Consider the following 20324-nt stretch of genomic DNA (forward strand, 5'->3'; position numbering starts at 1 on the left):
TTCGTCGCTTCGCTGAAACCCGACTCCCCGAGTGGGCGCGGAGCCGTTGATCGCGACATGAGCGATCCTCGGTTGGCCGGGGAGGGCGAGAGGGGGTTAGCGCGCGCGGTAGACGATTCGACCCTTGGTGAGGTCGTAGGGGGTTAGCTCGACCGTTACCTTGTCACCGGTCAGGATGCGGATGTAGTGCTTACGCATCTTGCCGGAGATATGAGCGGTTACGGTATGGCCATTTTCCAATTGGACTCGGAAAACGGTGTTCGGCAGGGTTTCGGTAACCGTGCCTTCCATCTGGATGACGTCGTCTTTTGACATATTTATTAGGTGTGTTCGGATTACAACGCGAGTCTCTTAGCTGCGGGATTCTAGCACACCAATCGACAAGGCATGAGGGTTCGATCGGATCCGCTCTCAGCCCAGCCGATGCCCGCGTTCGAAGCGATTCCATTGGTGGCCATTCCATGCCTCGATCGGACGGAAACCGTCCTTGTACGCCATTTTACGGCAATCGCCGATCCAGTACCCCAGGTAGAGATACGCAAGTCCGAGCCTCCGGGTCGTTTCGATCTGGGCCAGAACGGCGAAGGTACCCGGCGCGCGCTCCGCGATCTCGGGATCGAAAAAGGTGTAGACGGCGGACAGGCCCTGTTCGAGTACATCCGTGACCGCCACGCCGACCAGCCGGTTTCCGAGCCATAGCTCGATGAAACGGGTGGCGCCACCCCAGGGGTCCACCAGAAAACGTCGGTAGCTCTCCTCGCTGGCGTCGTCGGCCATGCTGCCGTCCGCGTGCCGATGGGCCAGATAGCGGCGATAGAGCGCGAACTGCTCCTCGTTGAAGGCCGCGGGGGCATCGCTCAGGTGGATGTCCGGCGCGTTGAGTTTCCAGTTGCGGCGTTGCGAACGGTTGGGCTGGAAGGACTCGACCGGAAGGCGTACCGGGGTACAGCGCTCGCAGCCCCGGCAGGCCGGGCGGTAGATATGCGCTCCACTGCGCCTGAATCCCTGATCGACCAGGATCTGATAGGTGGAATTGTCGATCCGCGCGCTGGGGTCGACGAAGAGGGTGCGCGCCCGCAGTCCCTCCAGATAGGAGCAGGAATGCTCGGCGGTCAGATAGAGCGCGAGATAGCGCCCTTGCCGGGGATCGATACCTTGGATCATGGGGTGGCTGGGGCCGGTTGGACAGGGATGACGGCCGCCGTATCCGGGTTGGCGCGATCCAGGCCATCGTCCCAGCTCGCGATCTCTCCAGGTGGGTCGCGGTAACGCTCCAGCAGGCGGATGAAATCGGCTCGCGGCACTTCGATCGCCCCCAGGCGGATCAGATGCTCGGTCCTCATCTGGCAGTCGATCAGGCCAAAACCCCGCTCCGCCAGGGTTTGGCACAGGCGCGTCAGGGCGACCTTGGAGGCGTCGGTCACGCGGCTGAACATGGATTCCCCAAAGAAGACGCGGCCGATGGCCACACCGTAGAGACCGCCGACGAGTGCGCCCTCGCGCCAGACCTCGACGGAATGCGCCAGGCCACCGGCATGGAGCCGCTGGTAGGCTTCGATCATCCTGGGCACCAGCCAGGTGCCGCCGTCCTCGTCGCGCGGCTGGGCGCAACCCAGCATGACACCGGGGAAGTCACGGTCCAGGGTGGTGGTCAGATCGCCTTTTCGCAGTCGCTTGCGCAGACTGCGGGAGATCCTGAGTTGGTCCGGAAAGAGAATGGTGCGCGGATCGGGCGACCACCAGAGGATGGGGTCTCCGGTGCTGAACCAGGGGAAGATGCCGCGTCGATAGGCATTTTCCAGTCGGGTCGGATCCAGGTCGCCGCCCACGGCGAGCAGTCCATTGGGCTCGCGCAAGGCGTGGCGCGGATCGGGAAAGGTGGCGCGATCCTGGGGATCGAGTAAGGGAATCATGGGTGTGACCTGACGATCGGCGTCCCGGACCCGGGGGGCCGGTCGGCACGATAGGGACTGTGGCCGCGCATCTCCGCGAGATAGCTATCCATGCTCTTGGTTTCACTCTCCAGAAAGCCGGAAATGGCCGAGCCGAAGCGGGGGTCGGCGATCCAGTGGGCCGACCAGGTCGCGGTGGGCAGGAAGCCGCGGCTGACCTTGTGCTCGCCCTGGGCGCCGGGCTCGAACCGCGCGAGTCCGCGTTCGATGCAGTAATCCAGGCCCTGATAGTAGCAAGCCTCGAAATGGAGGCTGTGATAATCCTGGAAGCAGCCCCAGTGGCGCCCATACAGGGATTGCCGTCCGACCAGATCGAAGGCGGCGGCGACGATGTTCTGGCCATGATACGCCAGGACCAGCAGCAACTGGTCGCCCATGCTCTCGGCGAGGCTCAGAAAGAACGGCAGGGTCAGTGTCGGGAGTCCGCCGCGCTTGTCGAAGGTGTCGCGATAGAGCTGGTGAAAGGTCGCCCATTCGCTCTCGCTGACCGCCTGGCCGGGTATCCGCCGGATCCGAAGACCGCTCTCCTCGACCCGTCGACGCTCGCGCTTGATCATCTTGCGCTTAGCGGCGGTCAGCGTGCCCAGGAAGTCATCGAAGGTGGCGTATCCCTGATTGCGCCAATGGAACTGGCAGCCGACCCGGCGCATCAGTCCGCGCGACTCCAGCAGCTCGGTTTCCGGCTCGGTGGTGAACAGCCAATGCAGGGAGGATACCCCCAGGCGTTCCGCGATCTGGTTGGCCCCTTGAATCAAGGCCAGCGCGAACTCGCCGCTTCGCGGCCCAGATCCGGTCAGGATCCGCGGACCCGTGGCCGGGGTATAGGGCGAGGCGACGACGAGCTTGGGGTAATAGGCGCGTCCACTGCGCCGGTAGGCATCGGCCCAGGACCAATCGAAGACGAACTCGCCATAGGAATTGAACTTCAGATAACAGGGCGCGAGGGCCAGAATCCGCTCCTCCGCGTCACGCAGCGCCAGATGCTGGGGAATCCATCCGAGTCGCTCGCCGACACAGCCATGCGTTTCCATGGCGGCCAGGAATTCATGACGCAGAAAGGGCGTATCGGGGTCGGCGAGCCGATTCCAATCGGCGGCGGGTATCTCGGCGATGGCTGAGTGAGTCGTCAGCTTGTACATCTTGCTCGCAACGGGTGTCTGTCCATGGCCACCACATATGGGCGTCCCGTCGCCCGCCCAATCCGACCCGGCCGAGGAGCGGGATGGGCGGCAAGCAATCGCTGGGATCCTAGCGGCCGAGCGCCTCCAGGGCGTCCAGATATTTCTCGGCGTCCAGCGCGGCCATGCAGCCGGCACCGGCCGAGGTGATGGCCTGGCGGTACACCTGATCCATGACATCTCCGGCCGCGAATACGCCGGGGACGGAGGTCGCGGTGGCATTGCCCTGGCTTCCGCTCTGGACCTTGATATAGCCCTTGTTCATTTCGAGCTGCCCCTCGAAGATTCCGGTGTTCGGCTTGTGCCCAATGGCGATGAAGACACCCTGCAGGTCGATGTCCTGCGTGGAGTCGTCCAGGACGCTCTTGATGCGCATCCCGGTGACCCCGGTGGCGTCGCCCAGGATCTCGTCCAGGACGTGATTCCAGGCGATGCGCACGTTGCCCTTGTCGGCCTTCTCAAGCAGTTGCTTCTGGAGAATCTTTTCCGCCCGTAGCGCGTCGCGCCGATGCACCAGGATGACCTCGGAGGCGATGTTGGAGAGATAGAGCGCCTCCTCGACGGCGGTGTTGCCGCCGCCGATCACGGCGACCTTCTGATTACGGTAGAAGAAGCCGTCGCAGGTCGCGCAGGCGGAGACCCCTCGGCCTCGGAATAACTGCTCGGAGGGCAGTCCGAGATACATGGCGCTGGCCCCGGTCGCGATAATGAGCGCGTCGCAGGTATAGATGGCCGAGTCGCCGGTCAACCGGAAGGGGCGCGTGGCGAGGTCGGTCGTGTGGATGTGGTCGAAGAGGATCTGGGTCTCGAAGCGTTCGGCGTGACGGCGCATCCGCTCCATGAGTTCCGGACCCTGGGCGCCGTCCGGGTCGCCCGGCCAGTTGTCGACCTCGGTCGTCGTCATCAATTGACCGCCTTGCTCGATACCCGTGACCAGCACCGGCTGGAGATTGGCGCGGGCCGCGTAAACGGCGGCGGTGTAACCGGCGGGACCGGAGCCCAGGATCAAGAGCCGGCAGTGTTTGGTTTCGCTCATCTGTTGCACTCCATAGCGTCCGAGTGGCCCCGGATCCACCGATTCACGGCCCGGCTCGGGACGGAGGGCGGGGAGGCAGGGATTTCAAAGCCGCCAATTTAAGGGTTGGCTCGCGGATCGTAAAGTCCGGGCTCGACGCGGGCGTTCGCTCGCGGGGATTCAGGGAAAAACAACGGTCTGAGTCGCGCGCTCCCTGTCCACGAGAGTGATTCAATGCCGTCGAGCGGTGGCAGGGTCCAGGGCCTTGGGGGATTGACACTCCGGTGATGGCGGTATAAAAGCCATTTTTACATGGTATTAGAGTGTTAATTGAGAGCGATTTATGAAGATGCGCGACTGTCGAGCGCCAGGCTATCCATGGTCCACCTGGCTCCTGGCCATTGTCATTCTCCCCCTGTTCGCGGGCTGCTCTGGATTGGGCGGTCGCGATGACTCGGGGCTGGCTAAGCGCCGGAACGATGTGGTCCTGACCGGCCTGGCGCAGATCGGGACGCCCTATGTCTACGGCGGTTCCGCCCCGGCTAAGGGGTTCGACTGTAGTGGCCTCACCTACTATGCCCATCACGAGGCGGGGCTCTCCATCCCGCGCACCGCCGCCGCCCAGCACAAGGCCGCCAAGCCGGTCGGAAAGAACCAGCTCAAGCCGGGTGACATGGTGTTCTTCAAGACCGGACCGACGGCCTACCATGTGGGCCTGATGATCGACGGGCGACGTTTCGTGCATGCCTCCACCTCGCGCAGCCAGGTGCGTGTGTCGAATCTGGACAGTCCCTATTGGCAGGCGCGTTATCTTGGCGCCGGCACCTATTTCCGTTGAGTGGATCGTTCCCCGCGTAAGACTCGCGGGCGAACGCCTTCGATCGGGGTTTCCTCTCCCGACGGGATTGGTCCGGCCGGATCGGTGAGCCAGCTCAGGATATCCGTGCGCACGCGCGCGCCCTGGCGATCGCGTGGCAGCATGTGCCAACCATCCCGGTAAAGAACCAGACGGATCCCCGACCTGTCGGACGGCAATTCGCGCAGCAGGCGGACAAAGGCCCGCCTCGGGATGATCTCGTCGCGCTCGCCATAGAGCAGGAGGACCGGCGGGCGCAGGCGCGGCGCGGCGGTTCGCGCCGCGTCCATGAGATCGGTCACGCCCCAGAGGGCGTCCACCCGAGTCGCCTTGATCACCAGTGGATCGGCGGACAGGCTCCTGAGCAAGTCATCATTATCCGTGGGACGCACCGAGAGTCCCTCCCCGGTCAGTTTCAGCCAGGGCAGCGTGCCGGCCGCGGCGTCCAAGGCGAGACGCTGATACCAGGGCATGGTGTCGCGCGACCAGACGGCGGGCGCGATCAGCACCAGGCCGTCGATCGGCAGGGACGCCTGGGCCGAGGCCAGCATCGCCACGGCTCCACCCATGCTTTCGCCCGCCACGTAGAGACGCGCCTTGGGGTGCCGTGTCCGAACCAATTCGACCAGGGTGACCAGATCGCGCGCCAGGGTCAGGCTTCCATGCCAGCGCCCTGGCTGTGCGGAGGCGCCAAATCCGCGCTGATCCACGGCATAGGTCCGAATGCCCCGTTCGGCCAGCTCCCCGGCGAGCGGCTCGAAGGCACGGCTGTAATCGTTGAATCCATGCAGGCCAATCAGCACGATTCTGGGTTCGCCCGGCCCGGACCAACTCCGCAGAGGCAAGCGATAGCCATCCGCCATGACCGCCTGTTCCAGCGTCAGTCGGGGCGTGAGGCGCCCCTCCGCCCGCTCGATCACCTGGGGTCCGACGCAGCCACTGAGCAACGCCATGACGAGGAGTCCGCTCCTCATCCAGCCGATTCGAGCCATCGCCACAAATCAGGGTCTTCCCATCGAGGCCGGGATCGGCCCCTGGAACGACTCGGTCGTGTAGCGCAGGATCTGGATGCTGTCGGACCAATGTCCAGGCGGCAGTCCGGCCTTGAGTTTGAGGTGGTCGAGAAACTCCCTGGGGTCGGGAAGCTGTTCCCAGACCGAGGGCAGGAATGTGCCCCGATGTCCCCGGTCACGCAGGATGAGACCGTCGACGCCTGGGCGAATCTGGCCCAGCAGATCGGCCTCGGAGTTGAAAGGCATGGGCTCGGAGGGGCTGAGAACCGAGATCTTGAGGGTCAGATCCGGATACTCGGCTGGACGCAGTGGAGCGAAGCGCGGATCCTCGAAGGCGGCGGCGAAGGCGTGCATGGCGACGTCCTCGACCAGCGGTCGAACGGCCTCGAGTACGCCGATGCAGCCACGTAGCCTCCGGCCGAGTTCCAGGGTGACGAAGGTGGCGCGCGGTTCGCGCAGTGGTTCCGGGTAGTCCGCCGGATCCACCTCCAGGGGTCGATTGCGCTCGAGTCCATGCGCGATCGAACGGGCCGCGATCTTCAGCAGCGTGGCGCGTTGCCCGGCGTCGTGGACCGGTATGGGCTCAGGCGAGGGCATAGGCGCCATATCCCACCACCTGATCGCGCGGCCCGGCGGTATCGCCCGAGTTGCGCAGATCCAGCGTCCGCGCCTTGAGACCCCGGCGACGCGCGAGGGTCAGCAGGCCATTGACCGGGATCCGCCCGCACGCCTGATCCTGGCCGATCGACTCCGGGTTCAGCGCCTCGATGGCCGCCGAGGTGGCGGTGTCGATGCGGCGCGCGCTCTCGTAGTCCAGATAGTGCGTCAGGTCCGAGCTGATGAGGATCAGGGTCTCGGGGCCGTCCCAGAGCCGTTCCAGTACCTGAGCCACGGCCTCGGGTCCGGCCTCGCCGACCACGAAGGGAACCAGGCTGAAATCGCTCAGGACGCGCTGCAGAAAGGGCAACTGGACCTCCAGGCTGTGCTCCAGGGCGTGCGCCTGATCCAGGATGCTGACTTGGGGGAGCGTCAGGGCGAGGTCGATGGCCTGGCGATCGATCCCGACCGTCCCCAGCGGGGTCGCGAAGCCATCGGCGCTGGTGGTGGCGAGTCCCTGGAAGGCCAGGCGATGCGATGGACCCAGGAGCACGACCCGGCGGATCCTGTCGCGGACCGGCGCGAGGGTGGCGTAGGCGCTCGCGGCGATGGGGCCGGAGTAAATGTAGCCGGCGTGCGGCACGATCAGGGCCTTCGGCGGCGCGGCCGTCGTCGGGCCAGCCGAGTCGAGCAGGCCGTCGACCAGACGCATCAGTTCCTCGGGGTCGCCAGGATAGAAGCGGTCGGCTACGGCGGGCGCTCGAACCTTTGACATGGGCTTCACCTCCACGCGGGTTTCCGGTCGAATCAAGCCTCCATCATCACTATAGACGTTCCTGGCCCTTATTCCGTTCGCGCGGCGGGCGCGCCTTGCGAGAATTTCGCCAGTAGATCGGCGCAGTCCGCGGCGTTCTCGACCCAGTCGATTTCGGCCTCCATCGGCACCGCCGCGCTCTTGGCGCGAACCTTCGAAATGGTGCCTGCGATCAGTGTGTTCAGCGCGGTTTCGTCCAGCCGTCCCTGCTCGCGCGCGGTATCGGCCGCGAGACAGACACCGGCCTGGGCGCCCATCACCAGGCCCCCGGCCGCGCCCATGCCCGCGCCGAATCCGATGGCCAGGACACCGCCGACGGCGGCTCCGATCAAAAGGAAGATGAGTGCAATAATGGTCGCTCTCATGGGTGCTCCGCTTGGGTCGATTGACGTGTTTCGAGGTTTGCTCTCAATGCTACCCCTTGTACTGGTCAGCGTCTTTCTGTTTGTCGCCATGCCCGTTCTGGCGGATCAGGATGCGGATTTCCTGGCGGCCGAGGCGGCGCTCAAACGTGGCGACCGCGAAGGATTCGAGCGCCTGTCCTCGCGATCGCGCGACCATCCGCTCTATCCCTACCTGGTGTTCGCCGAGATCACGACAGACCTGAAGAGCGCTCCGGACGCGAGCCTCGAGGATTTCCTCGCCACCTATGCGGACACCCCGCTGGCGGAACGGCTGCGGCTGGCCTATCTGCGGCGTCTGTCCGATGCCGGGCGCTGGGCCGACTATGCCCGTATCCATCGGCCGGACGCCTCGGTCGAGCGTCGCTGTCTCTATCTTCGCGCGCTGATGGAGACCGGACGCGAGGCCGAGGCCATGCCCCAGGTCGAGACGCTCTGGCTGTCCGGCCGGTCTCGCCCAAATGCCTGCGATCCGGTCTTCGAGCGCTGGAGCCAGGCCGGGCATCTGACGACGGAGCGGATCTGGAAGCGGATTCGCCTGACGATGGAGGCGGGCCAGTCCGGGCTGGCCCGTCATCTGGGGCGGTCGCTGCCGGAGAGCGATCGGGACTGGCTGCGCCAATGGCTGGAATTGGACCAGGAGCCGTCGCGGATCTCCGAGCCCGGCCGCTTCGAGACCCCGCACCCCCAACGGGCGGCGATCCTGGCTCATGGCCTCCAGCGCCTGGCGCGCCAGGATCCGATCCAGGCCGCCGAGGCGCTGGAGCGTCTGAAGCACTGGATGGCCGATGATCCGGCGGCGCGCGAGCGCGCCTACAGCGCCGTGGGTCGGGGCCTCGCGGCGGGCGGTGACCGGCTGGGTCTGCTCTACTGGGACGCGCTCGTGGCCGGTGCGGACAATCTTCCGGAGCAGGAGCGACGGTTGCGCGCGGCGATCGGACTGAGGGCCTGGGACTGGCTGGCCAAGTGGATCGCCGCGATGCCGGATGGCGAGGAAAAGCGCGATCGCTGGCTCTACTGGCAGGGACGCGCCGAGGAATTCCTCGGCCAGGCCACGGAGGCGCGGGCCACCCTGGAGCTGGCGGCGCGACAACGCAGCTTTTGGGGCTTCATGGCGGCCGACCGTATCGGTCAGCCCTACAACCTGAGCCATCGCGCGACGCCGGTGGCGCCGGAGCGGGTTCGCGCCCTGACCGACAGCCCAGCCTATCGGCGCATCAATGCGCTGCATCGACTGGATCGGGAGACCGATGTGCGTCGCGAGTGGCGAACCCTGGCGCGCGACCTGGACGCCGATGGCCTCATGGCCGCCGCCCATCTGGCCGACCAGGGCGGTTGGCACGATCAGGCCATCCTCATGCTCGCCCGGTCCGGTTACTGGGATGATCTCGAGATTCGTTTTCCGCTGGCCTATCGGGATCTGATCGGCGAGCAAGCCTGGCGGATCGGCATCGACGCGGACTGGATCCATGCGGTCCTGCGTCAGGAAAGCGTCTTCGCGCGCGCCATCGCCTCGCCCGCCGGGGCCATCGGGTTGATGCAGCTCATGCCCGCGACGGCGGCCGAGGTCGCCGCTACCCTGGGTCTCGACAAGCCATCGCGCTGGGCGTTGCATGATCCCGAGCTGAACATCGCCCTGGGCAGCACCTATCTGACCTGGATGCGCGATCGCTTCGGTCATCCCGCGCTGGCGACGGCGGCCTACAACGCGGGTCCCCGGCGCGTTCGAGATTGGCTGCCGTCCGAATGCACCCCCGTAGATCTCTGGATCGCGCGGATTCCGTTCGACGAGACGCGCGCCTACGTGGAGCGGGTCATGGCCTATCGGATCATCTACGCGGATCGACTGGGTCTCGGGCCGACGCGCCTGAGCGATCTGCTGCCGCCGATCCCTGCGGCGGATTTCTGGCTGGATGGCCGCGTGGCGGATGCCGTGGCACCTTGAGCCATTTGGGATCGGGCGGCGTTCGGTCTGATAGACTGACGCCCGGAGCCGTTCGTTCGAGGTCGCTCCTCATGATTGGGTCGTCCACCCATATCCAGGCTGTTTTCAGGGTTCGATTCGACTCATGTCACCGATGTTCGCACGCTCTCCATCCATCCGCTCGATTGCGGTCAAGCTCTTGTTCTCGGCGATGCTGTTCGCCCCTCCGCTCGCGACGGTCGAGGCCCAGGAAACGGCGGCCCAGGAGATGGCTCGGGCGATCGCCCGCATGATGGAGGCCATGGGCTTTACCGGCGCCGGAGGGTTCGGATCCGCGGTCCCGCCGCTCGCGCCCGGCGCGGGCCACCCCATGGGGATGACGGGTTGGCCCTCCGCGCTCGGACAGATCCCGGGAGCCGCGTCGATGATGCCCTATCCGGGCGGTTCCCAGGCCGGCTCGATGGCGAACATGATGCAACAGGCGATGCCCGGCGGCGCGTCGAGTTGGGGTGGCGCCGGACTGGAAGGACTCTGGGAGGACAACCAGGGCGGGCTACTGATCGTGCAGGGCGGGCTCTATCGGATCTATTCGTCCTGCAAGGGTTACATCGAGGGCGATATCCATGTCGGAACCAATCGTCTGGATATGACCAATCGGAGCGGGGATTTCACCCAGACGTTCGAGTTCGCCCTGGACCAGGGCCGGCTGGCGCTTAGGGACCAGAGTGGCCAGGTCTATCTCTACCGACGGTTGATTCTGGACCGGCCAGCCGATCGCTAACGGATCAGCCACCGAAGGCGAGTCGCGCGGCGATCAGCAGGAGCAAAGCGCCGAAGAGTCGCTTCAGCCAGCGCACGGGTAGCGCGTGGGCCAGGCGGGCGCCGACCGGGGCCGTCGGCATGCTGGCCATCAGCATCGCCAGCACCGCTGGCCAATAGACGAACCCCGTGCTCAACGTCGGAAGCCCCAGGCGCCCCCAGCCCGCCAGCACGAATCCCAGCGTCCCGGCGAGCGCGATCGGCAGGCCGCAGGCGGCCGAGGTGCCGACCGCCCGACGCAGATCCAGACCCCGGTGACTCAGGAAGGGCACGGTAAGCGTCCCGCCGCCGATGCCCACCAGGGCCGAGAGCATCCCGATGCCGCCCCCGACGAGCGCCAGCCCGCCCCGACCCGGCAGCCGCCCGATGGAACCGGCCAGGTCTTGCGTCGACAGCAGACGCACGCCGACGAAGGCGAGAAAGGCGGCGAATAGACGCTTCAGCCAGACCTCCGGGATCCAGCCGACCAGGGCCGCCCCCATCCAGGCCCCGATGACGATTCCAGGCGCCAGCAGGATCACGATGTCCCAACGGACGCCATCGCGGCGATGGTGGGCGAGGGTGGACGCGGCGCCGGTGCCGATGATGGTGGCGAGCGAGGTTCCGACCGCGAGATGCGGCGTCCAGACGCCCCCAAGATCGAGATGGCCGAAGACCAGGATCAGGGCCGGAACCATGATGACGCCGCCGCCAACCCCGAAGAGCCCCGCGAGAAGACCCGAGAGGGCACCGATTCCGAGATAGGACAGGAACTCGATCATGAACAGCGGGGACAGGCGACCTGTGGCATGCGGGCTATAATACGCGACGCCGTTCGCGTCTGGGCGGATCCGGCGCGACACCCCCTCAACCTAGCGATCGAGTCATCACTGAGATGAAAACACAGCGCGTCTTTGTCCTCGGAGGAACCGGCTTCGTCGGTCGGCATTTCTTGAATCATCTCGCGCGTCTCGGTGTTCCGTCTCGTGTGCCGGCGCGGCATCCGCATCGCTGCCGGGATCTCGGGTTGATCCAGGGCTGCGAGTCCTATCCGATCGCCGGCTGGTCGGAGGAGGATCTGGTGGAGGCGATGGCGGGCTGCACGGTCGTCGTCAATCTCGTCGGCGTCCTCGACGAAGGCGCCGGACGCACCTTCGAGCAGTCCCATGTGACGCTGCCCGAGCGGGCCACGCGGGCGGCGCTCCGGGCCGGCGTGCCGCGTTTCCTGCATCTGAGCGCCTTGGGCGCCGACGCCGAATCCGGCCCCAGCGAGTATCTGCGCAGCAAGGGGCGTGGCGAGCGGGTCGTTCACGCGGCCTCGGTGCAAGGCTTGGCGGTCACCAGCTTTCGTCCATCGGTGATCTTCGGTCCGGGGGATCGCTTCTTCAATCGCTTCGCCGGGCTGATTCGCCGGATGCCGGGGTTCCTGCCGCTGGCCTGTCCCGAGGCGCGGTTCGCCCCCGTCCATGTCGGCGATGTCGTCAAGGCGCTCGTGCGCGCCATGGACGCGCCGGAGACCCAGGGCCAGGTCCATGACCTCTGCGGTCCGAGGATCTTCTCCCTGCGGGATCTGGTGATGTACACCAGCCAGACGATCGGCCGCCCGATCCGCGTCATCGGGCTGACGGATCGGCTCTCGCGGCTTCAGGCCAGGGTCTTCGAGAAACTGCCCGGCAAGCTGTTCACGATGGACAACTACCAGTCGCTCCAGGTCGACAGCCTGTGCCGAACCAGTGGTCTGGCCGAACTCGGGATCGAGGCCACGGATATCGAGGTCGTCGTGCCTGGGTATCTGACCTGATTCGGGAGCTTGCTCGCGGCGTTCCCGGCGCGGGGGCGCCTTCGAATCTTCGACAGGCTCGGGACTCACCACGAACGGCCGTATCAGGCCCTCGGAAACCCTGCCGAGATAACGTAACTCGTTGAAATAGTAATTCCTAAACAGCTTCTTAGGCCATGCCGCTAACCTTGGGAATCGATGATGTCTGCTTGCGTCTGTGGTTCGGGCCGCGATTTCGACGATTGCTGCGGCCCAGTCCTTGCTAGCGCGCCGGCGCGCACGGCCGAGGCGCTCATGCGCTCGCGCTACGCGGCCTATATCGTCGGCAATCTGGATCACATCGAACGCACGGATGCCCCTGAAGCGCGTGCGGAGTTCGACCGGCTGGATTCCGAGCGTTTCGTCGCGGAGGCGACCTGGCTCGACCTGAAAATCCTGCGGGTCGTCGATGGCGGCCCCGAGGACTCCACCGGACAAGTCGAGTTTACCTTCCGTTACGAGCATCGCGGGCAGGTGCATATGCAGCATGAGCTGGCCTATTTCTGCCGCCAGGACGGGCGCTGGCTCTATCAGCGCAGCGCGATGAACCCCAAGGGCGAGCCTGCGCGCGTCGCCAAGCCGGGCCGGAACGATCCCTGCCCGTGCGGCTCCGGCAGGAAGTACAAGAAGTGCTGCGGGGCATCCTGAGGTGGGCGCGGGACGCCCGCCCATAGGCTTGCCGGCGGAACAGCGTTTTGCCTGCACCCTTTGTGGGCAATGCTGCCATGGATGGCTGCCACTGACGCTAAAGGAGACGTTCACCCATGCCGGACGATTTCCGCTCGCGATGGTTTGGACCCCCGTCCCTCAAGGAGTGCGCGCGTTCGAACTGACCGCGGAGCTGGGGACGAGCCTCGAACTCCCCAACCGCAAGCGGGTCGCCGTTTCGATCGTGCCGACCGCCTACCTCCCGCGCGCCATGGCCTGTCCCGCGCTGGTCGATCAGCGCTGCGGCATTCAGGACGACAAACCGTTGCGCTGCCGCGCCATGCCCTTCTATGCCTATCGCCGCGAGGAAGATCAGGGCGACATGCTGATCCCTCGCAAAGGCTGGGCGTGCGACATCTCCGACCAGGCACCGCTGGTCTATCGCGACCGACGCATCCTTGATCGTGACGGCTTCGACGCCGAGCGCGCGGCCCTCATGGCACAGGCGCCCCGGATACGGAGCTACGCCGAGAACGCGCTCAAGCTCTATCCGGTCTTACTGGGTCGGCTGCAAACGGCCATGCGGAATCCGGCCGGAGGCAATCTGGTGGTGAGCTTCGCAAGCTTCGTCAGATGGAGTCCGCCGGACGAACGGATCGACTTCGCCCGCCGTCAGTATCCGGTACTGGTGGCCTTCACCGAACGCACGGCCAAGGAGCCCGGACTGGCTACCTATCACGATTACTACCGCGAGGCGGCGGCCGAGCTGGAATGGCTCGCTCGGCAAGCGTGATGGCGTGCTGGAGACCTGAATCGAACCGCTGCAAGTCAGTCAAGCAACACGGATAGCCCCAGCGTCCTCTTGTTGACGCTCCTCTGGAACGACCTCGACCATCAGGAAAGGCTCCTGGGCGGTTGGTCAGGAAACCGTCGGCTTTTCCTCACTTCAGATAGGATCTCAAGACGCTGAGCACCTGCTCTAGATCCTCGTGGCGCTGCTGCGGTGTCCGATCTTCTCCACCCAGATGCTCGCGCAGATGTCCCTCCAGCACCTGCGCCATGAGTCCGTTGACCGCGCCGCGAATCGCGGCGATCTGCTGGAGTACGGCCGAGCAGTCGCTTTCCTGCTCGAGTGCGCGCTCCAACGCGATGGCTTGACCTTGAATCCGGCGTACGCGCGCGAGCAGCGCTTTCTTGTCCTTGATCGTATGGGGCATGGGCGTTCGCCTTGCTGTAATGTAGGGTACAGGGGTAGAGTATATGAGAGACGATCCACTTCGAGGAATCCCATGATGCAAGACGCCGCCGCGCTTGAGAACTGGCAACACTCACATGTCTTCGACGAGGGCAATCCGCTGGCCGAACGCAACACGCGCTGGGTGGTGTGGCTGACGGCCACCATGATGGTGGCGGAGATCGCCGGCGGCTGGATCTTCAACTCCATGGCCCTGCTCGCCGATGGCTGGCACATGAGCTCGCATGCCCTGGCCCTCGGGCTCTCGGTGCTCGCCTATGCCGCCGCGCGCCGCTATGCCCATGACCCCCGTTTCGCCTTTGGAACCTGGAAGATCGAGATTCTAGGGGGCTACACCAGCGCCGTCTTTCTGGTCGCCGTGGCCGGTCTGATGCTGTACCAGTCCGTCGAGCGACTGCTCGCGCCCATGCCGATCCACTACAACCAGGCGATCGGAATCGCCGTGCTGGGCCTCATCGTGAATCTGGTCTGTGCCTGGCTGCTCAAGGATGGGCACGACCAGGCGCATCACCACCACCATCATCATGACGACGGGCACGGTCATCATGACCACCATCAGGATCTGAATCTGCGTGCCGCCTATCTGCATGTCCTGGCGGATGCGGCGACCTCCGTCTTCGCCATCGTGGCGCTGTTCGGCGGCAAGCTCTGGGGCGCGGCCTGGCTCGATCCCGTCATGGGGATCGTCGGTGCCGCCCTAGTGGCGACCTGGGCCTATGGCCTGCTGCGCGACACCAGCCGGGTGCTCATCGACGCCGAGATGGATCGCCCCGTCGTGGCGGAAATCCGCGAGGTAGTGGCCGAGCTGCCAGTCGCCGCCGAGATCGCGGATCTGCATGTCTGGCGGGTCGGCAAGGACAAATACGCCTGCGTCCTGTCACTGGTGGTGACCGAAACCCTTGAGCCGGACGCGGTGCGGCAGGCACTGAGTATTCACGACGAGCTGGTCCACGTCACCGTGGAAGTCAATCGCCGCGCCGCGCGGGCGATGGTCGCCTGAACCCGCGCAACATCAGCCACTTCATGGCCACCCCAACGGGTGGCGCCACGGATGTCCGGTCTGGCCATCGGATGATCCCAGCCATTCATCGAGAGGTAGAAGATGAAACCGCTAATGACCCTGGCCCTTGCCTGTTCCCTCGCCGTCCCACTCGCACAGGCCGAGGAGGGCGACGCCGATCAGCTCGTCGCTTCCAAGCGCCAAGCCGACATGACCTACCGTCAGTTGATGGAGGTGATGGGTGCGTCCCTGGCGATGATCCAGGAAGGCATCGTGCGCGAAAACGCCGAGCTGACGAAGACCGCCGCGGACATGATCCTCAAACACCCCGCGCCCAACCACAAGCCCTGGACCATCATGACGGACGCCGATCAGGCCGCGTTCAAGCAGAGCCTGCTGTCGTATGACAAGGTTCTCGACAGCGAGGCGACACGCATCACGGAAGCCGCTGCCGCTGGAGATTGGCTCGGTGCTAGCCAGTCAGCCTACGCGCTGACCAATGCCTGCATCACCTGCCATGTCATGTGGAAGAACAAAGCAAAGCCTTGAAACGCGCCATCGCTTTTAGAAGTTGTTTGGAAATTCCTGTTTCAACGACCGACGTCGACTCCGCAAGGATCGCGCAGGCCAGATGAAGACCAAGGACACTCGATATGTCAGGCCATAAGCTGCATTGATGGCCATTGGTCGGGCACTTTGCAGTACCATTTTGTGCAGTGCAATAACCCGAGCCTTCGCAGCCCCTCATGATGTCCGAATCCGCCTCACGTCTCCGCGAGATCCCCTACAACTACACCTCCTTCTCCGATCGCGAGATCGTCATCCGCTTTCTCGGCGAGCCCATGTGGCGTCGGATCGAGGAGCTGCGCGGCAGCCGCCGCACCGGGCGTTCCGCGCGGATGCTGTTCGAGGTGCTGGGGGACATGTGGGTGGTCACCCGCAACCCCTATCTCCAGGATGACCTGCTGGAGAACCTGGGACGCCGGCGGTTGCTCCTTCAGGCGCTCGCGCATCGGCTCGATCAGTTCGAGCGACGGCTGAACGAGAACCCGAGCGCGGCGGAGCTTCTGGCCGCGGCCAGGGTGGCCGTGAAGCGATTCGGCGATTGGTTCGAGCTGGAGAAGGCGCAGCGCGCGCGGCTGCGCAAGGCGCTCGCCGGCCTCACGCGCAAGGACAATCTGGACTTCGGCGGTCTGGCGCGCGTCTCCCACGCCACCGACGCGACCGACTGGCGCGTCGAATTGCCCTTCGTGGTCATCTCGCCCGATACCGAAGCCGAGGTCGCGCCCGTCGTGCGCGCCTGCATCGATTGCGGTCTGACCCTGATCCCGCGCGGCGGCGGCACGGGCTATACCGGCTCGGCGGTGCCCCTGCATCCGCTGACGGCGGTCATCAATACCGAGAAGCTCGAAAGTCTCTCGGGCGTCGAGCGGGTCGCCCTGCCGGGCGTGGAGGGACTGGTCCCGACGGCGCACTGTGGCGCGGGCGTGGTCACCCGCCGCGTCTCCGATCTGGCCGATGCCAACGGGCTCGCCTTCGCGGTCGATCCCACCTCGCAGGACGCCTCCTGCATCGGCGGTAACATCGCCATGAACGCGGGCGGCAAGAAGGCGGTGCTCTGGGGTACGGCGCTGGACAATCTGGCCTCCTGGCGGATGGTGACGCCGGACGCCGACTGGCTGGAGGTCGAGCGGCTGGATCACAACCTGGGCAAGATCCACGATCAGGCGCTGGTGCGCTTTCGCGTCTCGCGCTTCGCCCCGGATGGCCGGACCCCGCGCGGCGCGCCCGAGATCCTGGAGATGCCGGGCGCGTCCTTCCGCAAGGTCGGACTCGGCAAGGACGTGACCGACAAGTTCCTCTCCGGTCTGCCGGGTGTCCAGAAGGAAGGCTGCGACGGTCTCATCACCTCGGCCCGTTTCGTCCTGCATCGCATGCCCGAGCATGCGCGCACGGTCTGCATGGAGTTCTTCGGCACCGATCTGGATCTGGCCGTGCCGGCGATCGTCGAGATCAAGGATTACATCGAATCCCAGGCCGGCGTCCAGATGGCGGGTCTGGAGCACCTGGACGAGCGCTATGTGCGCGCCGTGGACTATTCCACCAAGGCGGCGCGCCACGAGCTGCCCAAGATGGTCCTGATCGCGGATCTGGTCAGTGACGACGAGGCGGCCGTCGCCCAGGCCGCGGCGCGGGTGGTCGAACTCACCCAGGCGCGCGACGGCGAGGGCTTCATCGCCGTCAGCCCCGAGGCGCGCAAGCGCTTCTGGCTCGATCGCGCGCGCACCGCCGCCATCTCGCGCCACACCAACGCCTTCAAGGTCAACGAGGACGTGGTCATCCCGCTCGATCGGCTGGCCGATTACAGCCGGGGCATCGAGCGGATCAACATCGAGCAGTCGATCCGCAACAAGGACGCCATCCTGGCGGCCCTGCTGGATTATCTGGCCTCGGACATGCCGGAGGCGCGGGCCGGGGATGACTACGAGGCCTCGGACGAGGCCGTCGCCATCCTGAACGCCAAGCGGGAGGCCGCGCGCGAGTCCATCCTGCGCGCCCGCGCGCGCTGGCGGAGCGTCCTGGAGCGGCTCGACCAGGCCGCCGCCGATCACCTGGAGCTGCTGGACGAGGGCGCGCTGGCCCGGCGGCGCGAGGGCGACAGCCTGATCGCCATGATGCTCCGGCGCGATCTGCGCCAGTCCCTGCGCGCGGAGGTCGCGGATCGACTCAACGAGATCTTCTCGGGCCAGGAGCTGGCGCGGGTGCGCGAGCGTCTGCGCGAGATCCACGCCCAGGCGCGCGATTCACGTCTGTTCGTCGCCCTGCACATGCATGCCGGCGACGGCAACGTTCACACCAACATTCCGGTCCATTCCTCCGACTACGCCATGCTGCACGAGGCCGATCGGCTGGTCGCCCGCATCATGGAGTTGGCGACCGGGCTCGGCGGCGTCATCTCGGGCGAGCACGGCATCGGCATTACCAAGCTCCAGTTCCTGGACCAGGACAAGGTGGACGCCTTCGTCGCCTACAAAGGGCGGGTCGATCCCAGGGCGCTGTTCAACCGGGGCAAGCTCATGCCCGGATCCGGGCTCGACGGGGCCTACACCCCCTCGCTGCGCCTGCTCGAACAGGAGGCCATCATCCTGGAAGAGACCGAGCTTGGCGCGCTCAACGACGATGTGAAGCACTGTCTGCGCTGCGGCAAGTGCAAGCCCAAGTGCATGACCCATGTGCCGCGCGCCAATCTGAGCTACTCGCCGCGCAACAAGATCCTGGGCACCGGGCTCATCATCGAGGCTTTTCTCTACGAGGAACAGACCCGGCGCGGACTCTCGCTGCGACACTTCGTCGAGATGAACGACGTGGCGGATCACTGCACCGTCTGCCACAAGTGTCTGACCCCCTGTCCGGTCGATATCGACTTCGGCGACGTCACCATGCGGATGCGGCGCATCCTGGTCGATCGCGGCCAGAAACGCTTCAGTCCCGGCGCCTGGGCGGCGATGCAGTTCCTCAACGTCACCGATCCGCGCGCCATCCGGTTGCTGCGCCTGGGACTCGCCGAATGGGGTTTCGCGGCCATGAACCAGGCCCATCGTCTGGCCGGATGGCTCGGATTGACGCCGGGCCGCACCAGTCGTCCAGGCGCGACCACGGGGCGGCCGGCGCTGGCCAGCCTGATGGTCGATCTGGTCGGTCGCCCGGTGCGCGTCGATCTGCCCAAGCGCACCTTTCGCCAGTTGTTGGCCCTGGAGGACCGGACCCAGGTGCCGATCCTGCGCGACCCCCGCGTGGTCGCCGAGGATGCCGAGACGGTCTTCTATTTCCCCGGCTGCGGGTCGGAGCGTCTCTATTCCGACATCGGCCTGGCCACGCTCGCCATGCTCTGGGAACAGGGCGCCCAGACCGTTCTGCCGCCGGGCTATCTCTGCTGCGGCTATCCGCAGCGTTCGGCGGGGCTGGAGGAGCGCGGACGCCGGATCACCATGGAGAACCGGGTGCTCTTCCACCGGGTCGCCAACACGCTCAATTATCTGGATATACGAACGGTGCTCGTATCCTGCGGAACCTGCATGGATCAACTGCTCAAGTACGAGTTCGAGCGCATCTTCCCCGGCTGCCGACTGCTCGACATCCATGAGTGGCTGATGGAGAAGGGCGTCGGTCTGGGGGGCGTCCAGGGTGTCCAGTATCTCTACCACGACCCCTGCCATACGCCCATGAAGACCCATGCGCCGATCAAGGTGGCGACCAGCCTGATCGGTCAGCCGGTCAAGCTCTCCGATCGCTGTTGCGGCGAGGCCGGCACCCTCGGCACCTCGCGTCCGGACATCGCCAATCAGGTCCGTTTCCGCAAACAGGAGGAGCTTACCGCCGGCATCCGCGCGCTGACCGGCCGGGATCGCGTCGATCAGGGCGAGGTCAAGCTGCTCACCGCCTGTCCCGCCTGCCAGCAGGGATTGGGCAAGTATCAGGACGACACCGGGCTCAAGACCGACTACATCGTGGTCGAACTAGCCAATCGTCTGCTCGGAGAGGGATGGCGGGAACGCTTTCTCCATCGGGCCGAGGCGGGCGGGATCGAGCGGATTCTGCTCTAGCGGGGTTCGGGCATGGTCAAGACGGACACCGGCGCATGAGCAGCGGCAATCTGTTCGAGAACCTGCCGGAGATCGGCGCGGGCGAGGTGTTCGAGGATCTACTGCGCTGCCGTAACGTCTCGATCGAGCGAATCGTGAGCAGCGATCGGCCGGATCCGACGCTCTACGATCAGATCCAGGACGAGTGGGTCTGTCTGCTCCAGGGTTGGGCGGAGCTTTGGATCGATGGCGAGACCCTCACCCTGCGGGCCGGCGACTATCGCTTCATCCCGGCGCGCGTCCCGCACCGTGTGCTTCGCACCTCGAGCGAACCCTGCTGCGTTTGGTTGGCCATCCATATCCATCCAGATCCAGCGGCGCACGGTGACGGGTGAATGCGCATGCCCCACGGGATTCCTTCGCGACGCGATCGCTGGAGGACGGGTAGGATAGCGGATTGGGAGGCCCCGA

21 protein-coding genes are annotated in these 20324 nt (G+C 65.7%); 10 read left to right on the forward strand and 11 right to left on the reverse strand.

The genetic code is table 11. From position 1 onward, the window contains the following. Positions 1-96 precede the first annotated feature (96 nt). From infA to trxB, 5 genes are all read right to left on the reverse strand, one after another. On the reverse strand, positions 97-315 hold the full coding sequence (gene infA / locus CKO27_RS03725; protein WP_012971469.1) for a translation initiation factor IF-1: 219 nt from the start codon (positions 313-315) through the stop codon (positions 97-99). A gap of 96 nt (positions 316-411) precedes the next feature. After that, positions 412-1164, reverse strand: a complete 753-nt coding sequence (locus tag CKO27_RS03730; RefSeq protein WP_200373536.1) for an arginyltransferase — start codon at positions 1162-1164, stop codon at positions 412-414. Further along, entirely contained in the window at positions 1161-1913 is a 753-nt protein-coding gene (gene aat, locus CKO27_RS03735; protein ID WP_200373537.1) for a leucyl/phenylalanyl-tRNA--protein transferase, read from the reverse strand. Before aat ends, CKO27_RS03730 begins: the two co-directional genes overlap by 4 nt. Then, positions 1910-3091, reverse strand: a complete 1182-nt coding sequence (locus CKO27_RS03740; protein ID WP_200373538.1) for a GNAT family N-acetyltransferase — start codon at positions 3089-3091, stop codon at positions 1910-1912. The genes aat and CKO27_RS03740 overlap by 4 nt, the downstream gene beginning before the upstream one ends. 109 nt (positions 3092-3200) lie before the next feature. Next, a complete protein-coding gene (gene trxB / locus CKO27_RS03745; RefSeq protein WP_200373539.1) occupies positions 3201-4166 on the reverse strand; it encodes a thioredoxin-disulfide reductase in 966 nt (321 codons plus the stop codon). Positions 4167-4494: 328 nt separating this feature from the next. Between trxB and CKO27_RS03750 the strand changes: the two genes are divergently transcribed. Then, complete coding sequence (locus tag CKO27_RS03750) at positions 4495-4983, forward strand: C40 family peptidase (RefSeq protein ID WP_200373540.1); 489 nt, start codon at positions 4495-4497, stop codon at positions 4981-4983. Here CKO27_RS03750 and CKO27_RS03755 read toward each other — a convergent pair. The 4 genes from CKO27_RS03755 to CKO27_RS03770 form a co-directional block, all read right to left on the reverse strand. Continuing rightward, positions 4971-5975 carry an alpha/beta hydrolase gene (locus CKO27_RS03755; protein ID WP_242470708.1) on the reverse strand — a complete coding sequence of 335 codons (1005 nt, stop codon included), beginning with the start codon at positions 5973-5975 and terminating at the stop codon, positions 4971-4973. The two genes, CKO27_RS03750 and CKO27_RS03755, sit on opposite strands and share 13 nt — an antisense overlap. A 27-nt stretch (positions 5976-6002) precedes the next feature. Beyond that, on the reverse strand, positions 6003-6620 hold the full coding sequence (gene amrA, locus CKO27_RS03760; RefSeq protein ID WP_200373542.1) for an AmmeMemoRadiSam system protein A: 618 nt from the start codon (positions 6618-6620) through the stop codon (positions 6003-6005). Then, complete coding sequence (gene amrB / locus CKO27_RS03765; RefSeq protein ID WP_200373543.1) at positions 6598-7386, reverse strand: AmmeMemoRadiSam system protein B; 789 nt, start codon at positions 7384-7386, stop codon at positions 6598-6600. The genes amrA and amrB overlap by 23 nt, the downstream gene beginning before the upstream one ends. 68 nt (positions 7387-7454) lie before the next feature. After that, complete coding sequence (locus CKO27_RS03770; RefSeq protein ID WP_200373544.1) at positions 7455-7790, reverse strand: hypothetical protein; 336 nt, start codon at positions 7788-7790, stop codon at positions 7455-7457. A 46-nt stretch (positions 7791-7836) separates the two neighbouring features. Here CKO27_RS03770 and CKO27_RS03775 point away from each other — a divergent pair, with 46 nt between their 5' ends. Both CKO27_RS03775 and CKO27_RS03780 read left to right on the forward strand, forming a co-directional pair. Then, on the forward strand, positions 7837-9771 hold the full coding sequence (locus CKO27_RS03775; protein WP_200373545.1) for a transglycosylase SLT domain-containing protein: 1935 nt from the start codon (positions 7837-7839) through the stop codon (positions 9769-9771). Between the two features lie 124 nt (positions 9772-9895). After that, the gene (locus CKO27_RS03780; protein WP_200373546.1) at positions 9896-10531 is read left to right on the forward strand and encodes a hypothetical protein; all 636 of its coding nucleotides are present in this window, start codon (positions 9896-9898) and stop codon (positions 10529-10531) included. Positions 10532-10535: 4 nt separating this feature from the next. Here the strand turns inward: CKO27_RS03780 and CKO27_RS03785 are convergent, their stop codons facing one another. Continuing rightward, positions 10536-11330 carry a sulfite exporter TauE/SafE family protein gene (locus tag CKO27_RS03785; protein ID WP_200373547.1) on the reverse strand — a complete coding sequence of 265 codons (795 nt, stop codon included), beginning with the start codon at positions 11328-11330 and terminating at the stop codon, positions 10536-10538. Between the two features lie 113 nt (positions 11331-11443). On the opposite strand from CKO27_RS03785, the gene CKO27_RS03790 reads away from it, so the two are divergent. The 3 genes from CKO27_RS03790 to CKO27_RS03800 all read left to right on the forward strand — a co-directional run bounded on the left by CKO27_RS03790 (position 11444) and on the right by CKO27_RS03800 (position 13808). After that, positions 11444-12349, forward strand: coding sequence for a complex I NDUFA9 subunit family protein (locus tag CKO27_RS03790; protein ID WP_200373548.1), 906 nt, complete (start codon positions 11444-11446; stop codon positions 12347-12349). 180 nt (positions 12350-12529) lie between these two features. Then, positions 12530-13015: a YchJ family protein gene (locus tag CKO27_RS03795; RefSeq protein ID WP_276570120.1), complete on the forward strand. Its 486-nt coding sequence runs from the start codon at positions 12530-12532 to the stop codon at positions 13013-13015. A gap of 139 nt (positions 13016-13154) precedes the next feature. Then, a complete protein-coding gene (locus CKO27_RS03800; protein WP_200373550.1) occupies positions 13155-13808 on the forward strand; it encodes a hypothetical protein in 654 nt (217 codons plus the stop codon). A gap of 148 nt (positions 13809-13956) precedes the next feature. Here the strand turns inward: CKO27_RS03800 and CKO27_RS03805 are convergent, their stop codons facing one another. Next, on the reverse strand, positions 13957-14232 hold the full coding sequence (locus CKO27_RS03805; RefSeq protein ID WP_200373551.1) for a metal/formaldehyde-sensitive transcriptional repressor: 276 nt from the start codon (positions 14230-14232) through the stop codon (positions 13957-13959). A 72-nt stretch (positions 14233-14304) separates the two neighbouring features. On the opposite strand from CKO27_RS03805, the gene dmeF reads away from it, so the two are divergent. From dmeF to CKO27_RS03825, 4 genes are all read left to right on the forward strand, one after another. Continuing rightward, entirely contained in the window at positions 14305-15270 is a 966-nt protein-coding gene (gene dmeF / locus CKO27_RS03810; protein WP_276570121.1) for a CDF family Co(II)/Ni(II) efflux transporter DmeF, read from the forward strand. A 114-nt stretch (positions 15271-15384) separates the two neighbouring features. Next, the gene (locus CKO27_RS03815; protein WP_200373552.1) at positions 15385-15819 is read left to right on the forward strand and encodes a hypothetical protein; all 435 of its coding nucleotides are present in this window, start codon (positions 15385-15387) and stop codon (positions 15817-15819) included. Between the two features lie 197 nt (positions 15820-16016). Continuing rightward, the gene (locus CKO27_RS03820; RefSeq protein ID WP_200373553.1) at positions 16017-19874 is read left to right on the forward strand and encodes a DUF3683 domain-containing protein; all 3858 of its coding nucleotides are present in this window, start codon (positions 16017-16019) and stop codon (positions 19872-19874) included. Positions 19875-19909: 35 nt separating this feature from the next. After that, positions 19910-20248, forward strand: a complete 339-nt coding sequence (locus CKO27_RS03825; RefSeq protein ID WP_200373554.1) for a cupin domain-containing protein — start codon at positions 19910-19912, stop codon at positions 20246-20248. Positions 20249-20324: the final 76 nt, after the last annotated feature.

Origin of the sequence: Thiocystis violacea (assembly GCF_016583575.1) — a bacterium.
GTDB lineage: Bacteria > Pseudomonadota > Gammaproteobacteria > Chromatiales > Chromatiaceae > Thiocystis > Thiocystis violacea.